This is a genomic window from Scytonema hankhaensis NUACC26 (assembly GCF_045865695.1).
Classification (GTDB): Bacteria; Cyanobacteriota; Cyanobacteriia; order Cyanobacteriales; family Nostocaceae; genus Scytonema.
The window spans coordinates 13,579-28,608 of record NZ_BAACAP010000253.1; the positions used below are offsets into that span (position 1 = coordinate 13,579).

Annotated in this window: 16 protein-coding genes; 13 read left to right on the plus strand and 3 right to left on the minus strand. The window is 41.7% G+C overall.

Going from position 1 to position 15,030, the window contains the following annotated elements; translation table 11 throughout:
- Nucleotides 1-7 precede the first annotated feature (7 nt).
- Entirely contained in the window at nucleotides 8-652 is a 645-nt protein-coding gene (locus tag ACKTT2_RS49385) for an HMA2 domain-containing protein (RefSeq protein ID WP_407900467.1), read from the minus strand.
- Between the two features lie 327 nt (nucleotides 653-979).
- Between ACKTT2_RS49385 and ACKTT2_RS49390 the strand changes: the two genes are divergently transcribed.
- The 9 genes from ACKTT2_RS49390 (at nucleotide 980) to ACKTT2_RS49430 (ending at nucleotide 8,481) form a co-directional block, all read left to right on the plus strand.
- A complete protein-coding gene (locus ACKTT2_RS49390) occupies nucleotides 980-1,639 on the plus strand; it encodes a PAP/fibrillin family protein (protein ID WP_407900468.1) in 660 nt (219 codons plus the stop codon).
- A gap of 7 nt (nucleotides 1,640-1,646) precedes the next feature.
- On the plus strand, nucleotides 1,647-1,916 hold the full coding sequence (locus tag ACKTT2_RS49395) for a FitA-like ribbon-helix-helix domain-containing protein (RefSeq protein WP_407900469.1): 270 nt from the start codon (nucleotides 1,647-1,649) through the stop codon (nucleotides 1,914-1,916).
- Between the two features lie 111 nt (nucleotides 1,917-2,027).
- The gene (locus ACKTT2_RS49400; RefSeq protein ID WP_407900470.1) at nucleotides 2,028-3,071 is read left to right on the plus strand and encodes a nitrilase-related carbon-nitrogen hydrolase; all 1,044 of its coding nucleotides are present in this window, start codon (nucleotides 2,028-2,030) and stop codon (nucleotides 3,069-3,071) included.
- 74 nt (nucleotides 3,072-3,145) lie between these two features.
- Nucleotides 3,146-4,558 (plus strand): aldehyde dehydrogenase family protein, encoded by a 1,413-nt coding sequence (locus ACKTT2_RS49405; protein WP_407900471.1) that lies wholly within the window; start codon nucleotides 3,146-3,148, stop codon nucleotides 4,556-4,558.
- 120 nt (nucleotides 4,559-4,678) lie between these two features.
- The gene (locus tag ACKTT2_RS49410) at nucleotides 4,679-5,125 is read left to right on the plus strand and encodes a DUF3598 family protein (RefSeq protein WP_407900472.1); all 447 of its coding nucleotides are present in this window, start codon (nucleotides 4,679-4,681) and stop codon (nucleotides 5,123-5,125) included.
- 96 nt (nucleotides 5,126-5,221) lie between these two features.
- A complete protein-coding gene (locus ACKTT2_RS49415; RefSeq protein WP_407900621.1) occupies nucleotides 5,222-5,539 on the plus strand; it encodes a hypothetical protein in 318 nt (105 codons plus the stop codon).
- Entirely contained in the window at nucleotides 5,536-5,901 is a 366-nt protein-coding gene (locus ACKTT2_RS49420; protein WP_407900473.1) for an aspartyl protease, read from the plus strand. Before ACKTT2_RS49415 ends, ACKTT2_RS49420 begins: the two co-directional genes overlap by 4 nt.
- A 161-nt stretch (nucleotides 5,902-6,062) precedes the next feature.
- Nucleotides 6,063-7,454, plus strand: a complete 1,392-nt coding sequence (gene hisS, locus ACKTT2_RS49425) for a histidine--tRNA ligase (protein ID WP_407900474.1) — start codon at nucleotides 6,063-6,065, stop codon at nucleotides 7,452-7,454.
- A gap of 199 nt (nucleotides 7,455-7,653) precedes the next feature.
- A complete protein-coding gene (locus ACKTT2_RS49430) occupies nucleotides 7,654-8,481 on the plus strand; it encodes an alpha/beta fold hydrolase (protein WP_407900475.1) in 828 nt (275 codons plus the stop codon).
- Nucleotides 8,482-8,514: 33 nt separating this feature from the next.
- On the opposite strand, the gene ACKTT2_RS49435 is transcribed toward ACKTT2_RS49430, so the two are convergent.
- Nucleotides 8,515-9,258 carry a maleate cis-trans isomerase family protein gene (locus ACKTT2_RS49435; RefSeq protein WP_407900476.1) on the minus strand — a complete coding sequence of 248 codons (744 nt, stop codon included), beginning with the start codon at nucleotides 9,256-9,258 and terminating at the stop codon, nucleotides 8,515-8,517.
- 181 nt (nucleotides 9,259-9,439) lie between these two features.
- On the opposite strand from ACKTT2_RS49435, the gene ACKTT2_RS49440 reads away from it, so the two are divergent.
- The 4 genes from ACKTT2_RS49440 to ACKTT2_RS49455 all read left to right on the plus strand — a co-directional run bounded on the left by ACKTT2_RS49440 (nucleotide 9,440) and on the right by ACKTT2_RS49455 (nucleotide 13,276).
- Nucleotides 9,440-10,438, plus strand: coding sequence for a DUF4437 domain-containing protein (locus ACKTT2_RS49440; RefSeq protein WP_407900477.1), 999 nt, complete (start codon nucleotides 9,440-9,442; stop codon nucleotides 10,436-10,438).
- Nucleotides 10,439-10,850: 412 nt separating this feature from the next.
- Nucleotides 10,851-11,237, plus strand: a complete 387-nt coding sequence (locus tag ACKTT2_RS49445) for a nuclear transport factor 2 family protein (RefSeq protein ID WP_407900478.1) — start codon at nucleotides 10,851-10,853, stop codon at nucleotides 11,235-11,237.
- Between the two features lie 265 nt (nucleotides 11,238-11,502).
- Nucleotides 11,503-11,916 (plus strand): hypothetical protein, encoded by a 414-nt coding sequence (locus ACKTT2_RS49450; protein ID WP_407900479.1) that lies wholly within the window; start codon nucleotides 11,503-11,505, stop codon nucleotides 11,914-11,916.
- A complete protein-coding gene (locus ACKTT2_RS49455; protein WP_407900480.1) occupies nucleotides 11,861-13,276 on the plus strand; it encodes a molybdopterin oxidoreductase family protein in 1,416 nt (471 codons plus the stop codon). Before ACKTT2_RS49450 ends, ACKTT2_RS49455 begins: the two co-directional genes overlap by 56 nt.
- Before the next feature lie 176 nt (nucleotides 13,277-13,452).
- Here the strand turns inward: ACKTT2_RS49455 and ACKTT2_RS49460 are convergent, their stop codons facing one another.
- Nucleotides 13,453-14,913, minus strand: coding sequence for a cryptochrome/photolyase family protein (locus ACKTT2_RS49460; protein ID WP_407900481.1), 1,461 nt, complete (start codon nucleotides 14,911-14,913; stop codon nucleotides 13,453-13,455).
- Nucleotides 14,914-15,030: the final 117 nt, after the last annotated feature.

Sequence of the window (15,030 nt, forward strand, 5' to 3'; positions counted from 1 at the left end):
ACAAAGGCTATAAATCACCCTCCCCAACAGCTTGCAGTTTTAAAGGCTGCAAACCCACTTCATCCAGCTTGTGACGCTTTTGCCATCGTTTGTTGGGGAGGATAAACATGGTAGCAGATTTTAGCCTTTTCATTATATTTCTTGTGGTAGACAGTACGCGCTCCCAAGTATCGTTTCTAAATCGTTGGTACTTAATAGCATTATGCGCTTGGTTGATGTTACGTGTTGTGTCGATGAGATGAATTACAGCATCAAAAATAGTTCCTACAATTGATTTAGCTGTAACTCCCGTTGGTATAACTATATCTGGTGCGGTTTGTATTAGATGAATGAGATGCGATCGCATTTGCTCATCTTTTATTATTTCTATTGAATAATCGATAACAATGGAAGCTGCGGCGGGGTTAACACGTACTTTTGTAACCCTAGAGTCAAATTCCATCACCTGTTTTAGTTTCTCAGCATAAGTAGAATCCTTGCTTAGCCGAGGAATGCGAAAACGAATCCGTCCGGGAATTGCATGAGCAACGCTATAGGATATCCTTTCAGATAGCACAGTTTTATTAGCTATACTTGAGGCTGTCTTGTTAGCTGGTCGAGACCGCTCCGGGATAATATTTTTGTTAGAATCATCTCTTTTTCTAGAAGTCATAATCTCTTATTTTGCTTTTCAAGCATACAATAACTAAAAGGATGTTTGAAAAGTCATGATTGACGTATCAAATATTTTTTACCCCACCCTAACCCTCCCCGATGGATTGGGGAGGGAACCGGATTTTTCTTGTTTCCCCCCAATACATCGGGGGGACTAAGGGGGGTAACAATGTGATGAAAATCATAACTAACTACTTTTCAAACAACCTCTAATGTTGAGAATTTTTTATAAGAAAAGTTAAGCAAAAAGAACAAATAACCATCGTAGTTTCTCATCTTACAACTTTGATAGCATTGCTATATCTAACTTTTGGAACATAAAAATATGATAGGGAATGACGCAACAAGATTGGCTTTGAAAACAGAGCTTTGGGAACGAGTAGAAGCATTGGGCTTTCATCGTTCTTTATTTCCGTCCTCTGAAGAAACCATCAATAAAATTGTGGAACAGCTTGAGAGCATGAATCCAATCCCATACCCGTTAAGTAGAAACCATCTCTCAACCTTACTCGGATATTGGCAATTAGTCTATGCCTCTCGCGGAACAGTCGTGACACGCACCGTCGCATCAATTCCAGATTTTTGGGGACTCATCAAAATCAAACAGGTTTGGCAACAACTGGAGACAGGCGGTAACGAAAGCATTTCTGCCTCCAATGGTGCTCTTTTTGACTTATCCTTCCTTGGGGAATGGCAGATACAGGCTAATGGATTGTGGCAGTGGAGTGGCGATCGCGAGAAAGTTGCTAAGGTAAAGTTTAGTACATTTGCTATGCAAGCAACCAAACCCTTTGGTATATCAGCTTGGAGTTTTCCCGAATTAAAAATTCCGGTATTGGAATTCTTGCAAAATGAAGCCCTATGGATAACTTCCTTTCTAGATGAGGAAATGAGGGTAGGGAGAGGGGCTACAGGTAACCTATTTGTATTTCGTCGGCGCTCTGTTTCCGGAGAAACGCTACAATCTGAACTAGTTTCTGATTAAGATTCCTATGGCTCAATTAGTAATAAACAATATAGATCCAATTCTTATTTACAAACTCGAAACTCTTGCTCGACAGCACGAGCGCTCCTTGCAAGAAGAATTGCAATATATTCTAGAGCAAGCTACGCAACCTGTCACCAATCAAAACCAATCTGTCGATATTGCAACTGCTAGAGAAATGGTGACACAAATTCAGGAGATGTTTGCAGGGCGAACATTTAGAGATAGTGCAGAACTGATTCGCGAGGATAGAGAACGTTGGGGCTTTCAAGGGTAGGTGTTTTTTATGTAGAAGTTTTTAAGTGAGTGAAGTTTATATACTAGACGAAAGCGATCGCCCATCACCGATTACAAAGTAAAATGAGTAAAAGTACAGACAAAGCAGAGTATGGTAGACGATCGCGAAAATACGGAAGCCTTTCGAGCCTTAGCACTGCAAGTGACTTGTCATGCTATTAACCAGCTAACTGACCGTCAAGAAGTGCGCTTGTTGATGCAAGATACTATCAACCGTCTGGCAAAACAAATTGCTGCGAGTATTGCGTTTATTGGTGGTGACTGTCGTTTGATTGTTCTACCAGAATACTTCCTCACAGGTTTTCCCATGGGAGAATCACTAGCTGTGTGGGCGGAAAAAGCGTGTCTTGAAATGGCGGGTGCAGAGTACGAAGCGCTTGGTAAGATTGCACAGCAGTATAAGATTTTTCTTGCAGGTAACGCTTACGAAATTGACCCGAACTTTCCAGATCTCTACTTTCAAACTTGCTTTGTCATTGACCCCTCTGGAACAGTAGTCTTGCGCTATCGGCGGCTAAATTCTATGTTTGCGCCAACTCCCCATGATGTTTGGGATAAGTATCTTGACTGCTACGGACTGAGTGGTGTTTTTCCAGTCGCCAAAACAGAAATTGGTAATTTGGCGGCGCTGGCTTCAGAAGAAATTTTATATCCAGAAGTGGCGCGATGTTTGACAATGAGAGGGGCAGAAATTTTTCTGCATTCAACTTCAGAAGTTTATAGCAAAGAACGAGCACCCAAAGAAGCAGCAAAAATCTGCCGTGCAGTAGAAAATATGGCATATGTGGTTTCCGCAAATAGCGCAGGAATAGCTAACACAGCTATTCCTAGTGCTTCTACTGACGGTGGCTCAAAAATTATTGATTATAGAGGATTAATATTAGCTGAAACCGCATCAGGAGAAAGTATGGCAGCATTTGCAGAAATTGATTTAGCTGCTTTACGCCGCTATCGCCGCCGACCGGGGTTAAATAATTTACTTTCCCGACAGCGTTTGGAACTCTACGCACAAAGTTACTCTCAATCCCACTTCTACCCAGCAAATACCATGCTGGACAAAGAAGTAGACCGCAAACATTTTATCCAGACTCAGCAGGAAACTATAGAACGTTTAGCTCAATTGGGAGTTATATAAGGGTATGCTAATGGCTAATGGTAAGAAAGCAATTAGCAACTAACAACTAACAACTAACAATTAACAAAATTGTTATGTCAAAAGCAATAGATGTCCGCAATCCTCGGACTGGAAAATTTGATTATGTGATTATTCCGCCACCAGCAAAGCTTCTCGCACAGCAGTGCAGTCGCTTGCGGCGATCGCAAAAAAGTTGGCAACAGCTTAGTATAGAAGGTAGAGTCGAAGCCCTGCAACAGTGGAAGCAAGTCCTGTTATCTGGACGGGAGAAACTGACTGAGGCTTTAGTGAATGATACGGGAAGGCTATCAATCACAGTTCTGGAAATTGATTCATTCTTTTCTAGTATCGATCGCTGGTGTAAAGTAGCTCCAGAACTGCTCCAAGAATCGCAAAAAAATACAGCTATTCCTTTTATTGAACTGCAACAAACAGCAGTTCCCTATCCTTTAGTAGGTGTCATTAGTCCGTGGAATTTGCCCCTGTTGCTTTCCACCATTGATACTATCCCCGCTTTGTTAGCTGGTTGTGCTGCGATCGTTAAACCTAGTGAGATAGCACCTCGATTTGTTGCACCTCTATTAGCTGCACTGAATAATGTTCCAAAGTTACGAGATGTATTAACTTTTGTAGAGGGAGCAGCAGAAACCGGAGCGGCTGTGATAGAGAATGTGGATTTGGTTTGTTTTACGGGAGGTGTAGAAACGGGACGAAAAGTTGGCGAAACTGCAGCTAAATACTTTATACCTGCTTTTCTGGAATTGGGAGGAAAAGATCCAGCGCTCGTTTTAGAATCAGCCAATTTGGATTTAGCAACATCAGCTATTTTATGGGGTTCGGTTGTGAATACGGGACAGTCGTGTCAATCCATTGAGCGAATTTACGTTGCAGAATCTATAATGGAACCATTTGTTAAACAACTTGTAGACAAAGCACAACGCCTTAAGTTAGCTTATCCCACACCAGATAGCGGAGAAATCGGTCCTATAATTGCAGAAAGACAAGCAGCGATCGTCAGCGACCATTTGTTAGATGCAGTAGAACTAGGTGCTGTTGTGCATTGTGGTGGGGAAATTGAGACCCATGGAGGAGGTTGGTGGTGTCGTCCTACAGTTCTCACTCAAGTTAACCATGCTATGAAAGTTATGACTGAAGAAACATTTGGTCCCATTATGCCTGTAATGTCTTTTTCCACAGTTGAAGAAGCAATAACTTTGGCAAATGATTCTATATATGGATTGAGTGCTGCAGTTTTTGCAGGATCGGATACAGAAGCACTAGAAGTCGCCCGTCAAATAGATGCAGGTGGTATTAGTATTAATGATGCTGCTCTCACTGCTTTGGTGTATGAGGGAGAGAAAAATTCTTTCAAGTTTTCTGGCTTGGGCGGTTCGCGTATGGGAACAACAGCACTGACACGGTTTATGCGAAAAAAAGCTTTTTTGGTAAAAACTAACTCTGCAAGTGACCCTTGGTGGTTTAAATAGGGGTTAGGAGGTAGGGGCGCAAGGCATTGCGCCCTTACAGTGGTTAGTGGTTTGTAGAACAATCCAAAATCTAAAATCCAAAATCCAAAATCTAAAATCCAAGATCGAAGGAGTTTTATCATGTCATTGATTCGAGAAGAAATGCCTGTTCTAGTACGTCATGAAGGAGATTGGGTAGGTACGTATACAGTGGTTGATGTAGAAGGAAAAATTATTGATAAGCATGAGTCTCATCTAACGTGCCAGTTTCCCGAAAATGATGCTAACTCCTACTATCAAATTAATCGTTATAAGTGGTCTAATGGTAAACAAGAAGAGCATCAGTTTCCCGCAACTTATCGAGACAAAGCCATATGGTTTGATACAGAACGCATTAATGGAAAAGCTTGGGAAATTGACAACGCAACACTTATTTTGTGGTTTTCTTATAAAACAGCACCGGATATGTATTTGTATGAAATGATTAATCTCAGCCCCTGCAATAATTACCGTTTTCGTACTTGGCACTGGTTTAAAAATCATCAACTCTTTCAACGTACTTTGATTCAAGAAGAACGGTTGCGTTGAAATTAGCAAAACTTGCTCTTATAAAGTGGGCAAAGCGCGATCTGATATGCAAGAATTATACAAGAGTTCCTTTAAGTTAGAAGTTGAGGAGCAATGATGACTGACACTAAACCTTTGCGGACAGCACGTCGGGGAAGAATATTCCCTGAAATTCAGTGGACAGAAGAACAAAAAGCGCAATGGAGAGCTAGGCAGGAAGCGTTTTATCAGCGCTGTAAAGTAATTTTTGATAGAGTTCAACCAGAGTTAATTAAAACTCATTACAACTGGTACATGGCAGTTGAACCCGAAAGTGGAGATTATTTTATTGATAAAGACGAAATAGTTGCGATGAATATGTCTCGTCAAAAGCATCCAAATCATCTTTTTTTCCTGTTTAGGATCAATGAAACAGGAATATCGGGAACAATATGATTGAGGGCAGATTTGGCGATGCGGATGAATTATTCTTTGAAATTCAGTTAGTTGCCAACGAGCAATTAGAATTGCCTGTTGATGCAATGTTTGATACTGGTTTTTCTGGTTGGTTGGCAATTGATAAACAAGATTTAGACGGTTTTGATTGGATTTTAGTAGGTGAGCGAGATATGCTCTTAGCAAGGGGAGAAACTAAATTTGATATTTATGCTGGAAAAGTGAAAATAGAGGAGCAAGAATTTGATATTCCAGTTCATGTTGGTACAGAATTACCAGAAGTTTTACTTGGTCGTCAGTGGTTAAAAGATAGACGTTTGGTCGTAGATATACAGTCAGGGATTTTAACGCTAGGACAATGACAATAGATTATGCAATTTTTGTTCATTACCTAATTGTATCAATTAAATGACTTATAAAATAATCATGATAAATTGAAAAAAGAATACAATAGACAGTTAATTGAGATTAAGTCCAAGCACAGTTTACTCAATCCAAAATCCAAAATCTAAAATCAGTATGTATGGCAAAATCTGAAAGAATCAACTTTTCAACTCCTAGTGGTTTTCCAGAATTTCTTCCCGGAGAGAAACGTTTGGAAGTATACTTACTCGATACAATCCGGAAAGTTTATGAAAGTTATGGATTTACACCTATAGAAACTCCAGCTGTAGAACGTTTGGAAGTTTTACAAGCAAAAGGAAATCAAGGTGATAATATAATTTACGGTATTAATCCTATATTACCGCCAAACCGTCAAGCAGAAAAGGATAAAGCAGGAGAAACAGGTTCGGAAGCACGAGCTTTAAAATTTGACCAAACGGTTCCTTTAGCAGCATATATTGCCCGTCACCTGAACGATTTAACTTTTCCTTTTGCTCGCTATCAAATGGATATTGTGTTTCGAGGAGAGAGGGCAAAAGATGGACGTTTCCGTCAGTTTCGACAATGTGATATTGACGTTGTAGGGCGGCGCGAACTTAGCTTGTTTTATGATGCTCAAATGCCTGCTATTATTGCTGAAATATTTGAAGCGATTAATATTGGTGACTTCCTTATTCGTATTAATAATCGTAAAGTTCTTACGGGGTTCTTTAGGTCGGTGGGTGTAGAAGCAGAAAAAATCAAAGCTTGCATCGGTATTATTGATAATTTAGAAAAAATTGGTGAGGCAAAAGTTAAACAGGAGTTGGAAAAAGAAGGAATTTTAGTAGAGCAAACTCAAAAAATTATTGATTTTATTAACATTAAAGGAACTGTTGACGAAATCTTAGATAAACTTAAATACTTAGCTCAATCGGCATCCGATGCTGAGATATTTAATTTAGGAGTTACGGAGTTAGAAACGGTAATTTCCGGTGTTCGCAATCTGGGAGTTGCGGAAGCTCGTTTCTGCATCGATTTATCCATTGCTCGCGGTCTTGATTATTATACGGGAACTGTTTACGAAACGAGTTTAATCGGACACGAAGCGTTAGGAAGCATTTGTTCCGGTGGTAGATATGAAGAATTAGTGGGTGTATTTTTAGGTGAAAAAATGCCTGGGGTAGGCATTTCTATTGGTTTAACTCGCTTAATGAGTCGTTTGTTAAAAGCTGGTATTCTAAACCCACTGACAGCAACTCCAACTCAGGTGATAGTCGTGAATGTACAAGAGGATTTGACGCCTGTTTATCTCAATGTATCTCAAAAGTTGCGGAAAGCAGGAATTAATGTTGTCACAAATTTTGAGCAACGACCTTTGGGCAAACAATTTCAACAAGCTGAAAAACAGGGAATTCAATTTTGTGTCATTATTGGCTCTGAGGAAGCAACAGCACAAAAGGCGGCTCTTAAGGATTTGAAAACACGAGAGCAAATAGAAGTACCATTGGAAAATTTGGCTGAAGCAATTAAACAGAGACTCGATCCTTAAGTAAGTATTCAGTTCTTCGGCAAATATAGCGTTTCGGGCTTTTTGTGCAATACAATGAGCGACTATTAGTAGTGTAAGTATTTTACCCCATACTAAGAGCGGGCAAAATACCCGCACGACAAAAGTTATACTTTGTAAAACTGAAAACCTACTATATGCTTAAAGGTTATCAGTCCTAAGCCGATCGGGGGCATTATTTATGAACATATCAACAAAGCGAGCTTTTTTAGATACAGAAGATGGTCAGATTCTCTATTGTATCAGTGGAGAAGGAGCTGCTTTGGTTTTACTGCATCAAAATTTCAGAAGTATTGACGAATTTCGTGAGTTAATACCAATTTTTGCTCAGAAAAGACGTGTCATTGCTATGGACTTACTAGGGCTCGGAGATTCCGACAAACCGCCAAGAATGTATTCAATTCCAGAATATGCTCAAACTGTCATCTGGCTTTTAGATGAATTAGGTATAAAAACTGCCAGTATTTTGGGACACCACACGGGTGCTTACATAGCAGGAGAAGTAGCAGCTGCATATCCAGAGCGCGTCGAAAAACTTATAATATGTAACGTAGATGATTTTAACGAAGAAGAAAAAGCAGCTATCACTAACGAATTTACTCAAGGATCATTGACAATCAAAGAAGATGGTGGGCATCTGATAGAAAGATGGTTAGATCGAGCAAGCTACATAGGTTCAGCCGAGTTAAAACACCGTTGGGTTTTAGACGAAATGAAATGCTTTGGTTACCCTTGGTATGCACCTTTGGCTGTCATAAACTACAGTTTATTTATGAAGGAAAGATTTCGTTTAATCAAATGCCCAACCTTGATTTTGTCGGGACTTGAGGACGTAAAACAATTGGAAAAACTGGGTTTTTCAAAACCAGAAAATCGGCGTTTTATTTTAGAAGTTATTCCTCATGGAAAAATGGTTGAAATTGAAGACGGAACTATATGCATGATGAATCAGATACCTGAAGAAATCTCAAAGCAAGTCATTGCATTTTTGGATCGAACAGGCATCTAACAACCTAATCCCAACTACGATCGTTCGCCGTTTTCAAAATTCTCTCAAGAGTCTTCCACACCCGTACACTCGATCCTGAATATCGTTATGTCGTAACGCATACCACCAGGTTGCTGCATTGATCGCAATCACTGGTTTTCCGAGCCATCGCTCCGCTTCGTCGGCGAGCCGGAGCATACTCAAATTAGTACATACCTGCACGATACAGTCTACGTCATCACCATCGAGTTCCTGAAGATGGTCGCGAAGATCGTCCTCGGAAACCTCGGCGATCGAGATTGCAGTGGGGCAACGGAGCTCCTTCAGACGGACAACCTCGATCCCGATATCACTGAAGAAGCGGCGTATCATCTCGTTAACCACCGGCTGATAAGGGGTGATGACCCCAATCTTGTTTACTTTGAACGCTTCGAGAGCTGCTTGACATGCCGAGGCACCCGAAGCCACTTTGAGGTCAGTATAGTCTTCGAGTCTTCTGACGAACGCTCTATTCCCCTCGATCCCTTCCCAAAAAGTCTCAGCACTCGTTGCCACGATCAAGTAGTCGATACCCGCCGTCATCACCCGATCGATCGCGAAGAGAATTTCATCGCCAATCTGCGTGAGAAGATGCATCATCTTTTCGTTACTACTCAAGTCCCGATCCCGAATATGAATCCGGGACATATGAGACGTAACGCCCCGTACTGCCATCGTGTGAAAATCGGGTTCGACGATTGTGTTCGTGCTTGGGGCAATCACCCCGAATTTCTTTCGCCATCCTAAGGTGTCTGTCATTGTAAAAGTCAATGTATTGTGCTGGCTCAGTAACAAATAATTTCCATGATTTCACATTTTTGAAATTTTCAGCTAATCTATGAGGTTTTAGATCGTTGTTTTAAAACCAATTCGCCAATAGTATCCTAGAAGGAGATGGGCTTTCTGCTCTCATACTGTAATTACTAAATTAAAAACAGAAATGGTTAAAGCACATGAAGACAATAAAAGCTTAGATTCACTCCATAATAATGTGAATCTTTTACACACAGACACAGGTATTCAAATGAACAAGAATATCTCTGTAGGGCGCAAACATGTAGAAAGTGAAGAGTCTCTTAACTCAGTTCTCAATTTTCCACAAGTGCCTTTTGAGGTCAAAAACTTTGTTACTGGTAAACACGCTACTGCTCAAGTTTTATCCGTCAACGAAGGTACAGGTGAATCTACACAGCGAGTAGTCCTGAAAAAGGGTTGGAACGCACCTGTTGGTCACTTTACTACCGATGTGGAAATTTTTGTGTTAACGGGTGTACTTCGCCAGGGTGGGTTTTTACTACGCAATCTCAGTTACTCTTTTATCCCGGCTGGCATACCTACTGGTCCCTGGAAAACAGAAGAAGACACCATTCTTTTGTGGATGCCAGATGCTGCGCCCACTTATATAACAGAAGATTACGCAAATCTTCAGCAAACCCCGGAAAATGCCGTATATCATGCGAATATGCAGACCCATGAACGGATGACTGAGTATGTTCCATTGCAAGAACTCCACGCAATGAAATGGGAAAGCACAACCTTTTTACCTCCTGGTTCAGCGCGTAAAAGCCTGTATACTAATAAAAAAACTGGACGCGCTACCTGGATTCTCGGTCTAGTACCTATGTGGACTGAAGGCAACTTTTATGCTGGTCATCCTACTACTGAGGAGGCATATGTGATTTGTGGAGATGTGCTTGGACATTGGTCTATGAACGACGATCCTTTTAATAGACGCTACACAGCAATGTGCAAAGATGGCTATTACTGGCGACCTGCACACATTCCACACGGTCCGTTCTGGACAGAAAGTGGAGCACTACTTTTATTTCGTACTAATGACCGCCTAGACTGTTATTGGATACTGCATAACCCAGATATTACTCAGCAAGATCAGTCACGTCTCCGGGCTGCACTTGATAACGGACTTCCAAAGAATTAATTTCTAGGCATTGAATAATAATTATTATGAAGGGAAGAAAGTGGCAGCCGCTTTCTTCCCCTAATGTACGCATGAAAAGTCCACACTTATAATCAAGTGGCATAGGTCTACTGGCACTACTAATGATTTACGTTGGTTTGAGAAGAATGTGCTTTATAATACATTAATCTGTAAGTAAACAGAATATACTGCCAGTAAAATGTATTAAATATTATATAATAGCTTATTCCATTGACTTTAGAGAAAACCTAATCAAAGCTTATGAGCAAGGAAATACTTCAATTAGAAACTTAGCTTTCAGATTCGATATAAATAAAAGTTTTGTACAAAGATTGCTTGAGATGAAGAAAACTCAATAGTATTAACTAAACGATTCTTGTATCAATTAATTCCACATACTATAAATATCATCATGACAGACAATACTCTAAAAGTTGCTCATCAAGCATTTGAGCATTTCAAGCACGGTTTGGCAACAGGTGACTGGAACCAGTTTTTAGATATGGTTACCGATGACTTCAGTTTCTGGTTCCCAATAGAGAAATATCACGGACTGCATGAAGGTAGAGAAAAAGCAAGAGAATTTTTTCAATATGTTTCTGAAGCTTTCAAAGGTGGGCTGACTGTAACCTTAGATCGCGTGACCAGCAATGAAACAACAGTGGTTTTTGAGTTTCGGGATGAAGGGCTATTATTTGGAGAACCTTATAAAAACCGGGTAGCTGTTTCTTTTGATGTGAGAGGGGATAAAATTTGTAGCTATCGGGAGTACTTTGGTAGCGATGGCAAATCGTATTGATAAGTCGCTTTGCGCTCGCGAAGCGCAAGCTGTACTCAGCCGATCGCAAAGCACATTCAGCTAGCCAATAAACTGACGGTGGAATCATTCAAAAATTTATGGGAATAAGTAAACCACTGCAAGAGTAATTTTTTTGATAAGTCAGTCTGTAATTATAATAACAATTACCTTTGGAGGCATTGAAAAGCCGTTGGTTGTGACTGTTAGAACTAAAGCAACCAATGAGATTCATGCTGTCATGGTAGACTGATAAGTAGAAAAATTAATGTTAGAAAAGAACAATAAAAACGCTAAAAAGAATTTTTTCCCCTTCAATTTAGGGCGGCGACAACTTCTAAAAAAGGCAACTTTGATTGCAGTAGGAATCATAACAACCATTGCAGATGGAATACTGCGTCGGCAAAATCGCCAAGCTCACGCTATGCGATCGCCAACAGCTACGCAAAAAACAACACTTAAACAAACAAGAGATATTATCGCTGATATATGGGGCAAACGAACTCCCCATGTTAATCAATGGTCAGTGCGTGTCGATCGCAGAACCGTAGTAGAACCAGAACGCTGGGTGCAGTCAGCCTGTGTACTATGCTCCTACGGTTGTGCTTTAGACATTGGTGTGCGGGATGGCAAAATCGTTGGTGTGCGCGGTCGGGAAGGCTCGTTTGCAAGAAGCTGCTAAAATTCTTGGCGAAACCAAAACGCTGGTGTCAACTGCTTTACAAGGTGTGTATCAATCCAATCAAGCGACTGCAGCCGCAGTCCAACTCAATAACTTACACTTAATTCGCGGTTTAATTGGTCGAGAAGGCTGTACCGTTTTCCAAATGAATGGTCAACCTACTTCCCAAAATACGCGGGAGTGCGGTGCTGAGGTTAATTTACCTGGTTTCCGTAACCGAGAGAATCCACAGCACATTGCCGAATTGGCAAGGATTTGGAATGTCGCTCCGGCGATCGTTCCCAAGCAGTCACCACCACCACATGCCCTAGAAATTTTTGAGAAAGCAGAACAAGGTTCGATCCAGATGCTTTGGATTAGCTGCACTAATCCTGCCGTTTCCCTGCCAAACCTAGAGCGTATTCGACGCACCCTAGAGAAGGAAGATTTGTTTGTTGTGGTGCAAGATGCCTTCATGACGGAAACCACTCAACGAGCAGATGTGGTTTTACCCGCAGCAATTTGGGGTGAGAAAACTGGAACATTTACTAACACCGATCGCACAGTCCATATTTCTTATAAGGCAGTTGAACCCCCAGGCGCAGCCCGTTCCGACTTAGACATATTTCTTGACTATGGGCGACGCATGGATTTTCGAGACAAAGATGGCGCACCTCTTATTAAGTGGCGGACACCAGAGGAGGCATTTGAGGCGTGGAAGGAGTGTTCTCGGGGGCGTCCCTGCGATTACAGTGGACTCAGCTATGCTAAACTCACAGGTAAATCCGGCATTCAAATTCCCTGCAACGCTCAGAATCCAGAAGGCACAGCGCGTCTTTACACTCAAGGCGTTTTCAACACCAGCGCTGACTACTGTCAGAATTACGGTCACAACATCCAAACAGGACGAATGATTTCGGCTGTTGAGTACCGCAGTAATGACCCCAAGGGGAAGGCGTTACTGAAAGCAGCTAATTATGAGCCGCCCAGCGAAGTCCCAGATGCTCAATATCCTCTTTGGCTGACGACAGGTCGAGTTGTTTACCACTGGCATACCCGTACCAAAACAGGGCGATCGCCAGAACTCAACTCTGCAGCACCCAATGCTTTTGTGCAAATTTCGCAAGAAGATGCCAAACGCTATGGTATTTCTCAAGGAGATCTGGTGGAAGTTGCATCGCGTCGGGGTAAGCTGATTGCTCCAGCCTCTATTGGTGAGATTGAACCTGGATTGGTGTTTATTCCTTTTCACTACGGTTACTGGGATGGTTCAGATCGTCCCCGTGCTGCAAATGAATTGACTTTAACTAGTATCGATCCAATCAGCAAGCAACCTCATTTCAAGTATGCTGCTGTTCGCATTCGGAATCTCAAGGTTTAATTTCTGCTTCCGATTTACAGCAATTTTTGGATGAATAGACCACATGGGGTGGGGTGGGCGTGCTCGCCCGCCTTATAAATAAGTGTACGGGCGGGGACGCCCGTACCACAAAACCATCTACTAACAACTAACCACTAACAACCATCTACTAACAACTAACCACTAACAACTAACCACTAACAACTAACCACTCCCTCTTTTTGCCTTTGATATCTTTCTTTAAATAGTCGTTGCTGTTTGTTGTGATCCACAATGGGATCGGGATATCCCACAGCGCGACGTTCTATAGGAGTGATTTTACCCGTTACTAGATATTCTGTGTCTATAGACCGCAATTCGGGAACCCATGTCCTGATATATTCTCCCTCGGCATCAAACTTTTGTGCTTGGCTAGCTGGGTTGAATATTCGTATGGGTTTTGGGTCCATACCGCTAGAAGCACTCCACTGCCAACCACCATTATTTGCGGATAAATCGCCGTCGATTAATCTCTGCATAAAGTATTTTTCTCCCCGTCTGGGATCGATGAGCAAATCTTTAGTCAGGAAATTGGCGACAATCATCCGACAGCGGTTGTGCATCCAACCGAGTTCGTTCATTTGGCGCATTGCTGCATCAACAATTGGGTAACCAGTTCTTCCCTCGCACCAAGCGAGTAAGTATTCTTCATTATTCTCGTAAGGAAAGTTTTTAAAAGGTTGGCGGAAAGCCCCATCTGCTAGTTCTGGGAAGTTATACATTGCGTGTTGATAAAATTCCCGCCACGCTAACTCCTGTTGCCATGCACGAATGCTAGTTTCTGTTTCTTCGCTGCGACTATTTTCGAACGCATCCACAGTTGCTTGCCAAACAGTGCGAATGCTAATGACACCAAATTTCAAAGCTGCACTCAGTCGGGATGTACCATCAATGGCTGGAAAATTACGCTGTTCTTTATATTCTTCAATAGCACGGGTACAAAATTCTTCTAACCGTTCTTGCGCTGCTGCTTCTCCGGGTTTAATGATTAATTCTCCGTCCCAGTGTTTGCCTAAATCTTTTGCTGTGGGTAGTTCTATTGCCCCAGCTTGTTTTGCTGTTTCCTGTTCGGCTTGTGTTAATCCTATCAGACTGTGTTCGGACGCGCTATCGCCTGTCTCTACAGGGGATGATTTTGGTTTGCTACTCCAATTTTTCCAAAAGGGTGTGTAGACGGTGTAGGGTTGGTTTGAACCAGTGCGTATACTGTCTGGAGGATGTAATAGCTGATCCCAGTTTTTTTCCAGAAACTCAATACCGTTTTCCTTTAAAGAGTCTATTATGACGCGATCGCGTTCCTGAGAATAGGGTTCTACATCCCAATTCCAGAATACAGCCTTTGCACCCAAAGCTGCTGCCAATTTTGGAATGGCTTGGGTAGGTTCGCCATGAAGAATCAGCAATTGGCTACCCATTTGAGTATATCGTTCTTGTAGCGATCGCAAACAGCCAATCATGTAAGTCACTCTGACTGCAGCAACATCATCCCTTTCGAGAATATTTGGATCGAGACAGAAAACACCGACAACCCTTGGGCTTTTTTGTCTTGCTGCAGCAAGTCCCGTGTTATCAGAAATCCGTAAATCACGGCGGTGCCAAAACAGAATTAAATCAGTCATTCCATCCTACTAGCTAGTTCGACCGTACTAGCTTAACAGTTATTGGTTATTGGTCATTGGTCACTGGTCACTGATTAAAACTGCACTTAGTCTATCGGGTATGAGTGGATTTTTTGC

Bases quoted from the DNA above. Each gene is read 5' to 3' on its own strand.
- ACKTT2_RS49435 (WP_407900476.1), bottom strand. From the start codon at position 9,258: ATGACAGACACCTTAGGATGGCGAAAGAAATTCGGGGTGATTGCCCCA.
- hisS (WP_407900474.1), top strand. From the start codon at position 6,063: ATGGCAAAATCTGAAAGAATCAACTTTTCAACTCCTAGTGGTTTTCCA.
- ACKTT2_RS49450 (WP_407900479.1), top strand. From the start codon at position 11,503: ATGTTAGAAAAGAACAATAAAAACGCTAAAAAGAATTTTTTCCCCTTC.
- ACKTT2_RS49395 (WP_407900469.1), top strand. From the start codon at position 1,647: ATGGCTCAATTAGTAATAAACAATATAGATCCAATTCTTATTTACAAA.
- ACKTT2_RS49420 (WP_407900473.1), top strand. From the start codon at position 5,536: ATGATTGAGGGCAGATTTGGCGATGCGGATGAATTATTCTTTGAAATT.
- ACKTT2_RS49390 (WP_407900468.1), top strand. From the start codon at position 980: ATGATAGGGAATGACGCAACAAGATTGGCTTTGAAAACAGAGCTTTGG.
- ACKTT2_RS49415 (WP_407900621.1), top strand. From the start codon at position 5,222: ATGACTGACACTAAACCTTTGCGGACAGCACGTCGGGGAAGAATATTC.
- ACKTT2_RS49385 (WP_407900467.1), bottom strand. From the start codon at position 652: ATGACTTCTAGAAAAAGAGATGATTCTAACAAAAATATTATCCCGGAG.
- ACKTT2_RS49400 (WP_407900470.1), top strand. From the start codon at position 2,028: ATGGTAGACGATCGCGAAAATACGGAAGCCTTTCGAGCCTTAGCACTG.
- ACKTT2_RS49430 (WP_407900475.1), top strand. From the start codon at position 7,654: ATGAACATATCAACAAAGCGAGCTTTTTTAGATACAGAAGATGGTCAG.
- ACKTT2_RS49405 (WP_407900471.1), top strand. From the start codon at position 3,146: ATGTCAAAAGCAATAGATGTCCGCAATCCTCGGACTGGAAAATTTGAT.
- ACKTT2_RS49460 (WP_407900481.1), bottom strand. From the start codon at position 14,913: ATGACTGATTTAATTCTGTTTTGGCACCGCCGTGATTTACGGATTTCT.
- ACKTT2_RS49440 (WP_407900477.1), top strand. From the start codon at position 9,440: ATGGTTAAAGCACATGAAGACAATAAAAGCTTAGATTCACTCCATAAT.
- ACKTT2_RS49455 (WP_407900480.1), top strand. From the start codon at position 11,861: ATGGCAAAATCGTTGGTGTGCGCGGTCGGGAAGGCTCGTTTGCAAGAA.
- ACKTT2_RS49410 (WP_407900472.1), top strand. From the start codon at position 4,679: ATGTCATTGATTCGAGAAGAAATGCCTGTTCTAGTACGTCATGAAGGA.
- ACKTT2_RS49445 (WP_407900478.1), top strand. From the start codon at position 10,851: ATGACAGACAATACTCTAAAAGTTGCTCATCAAGCATTTGAGCATTTC.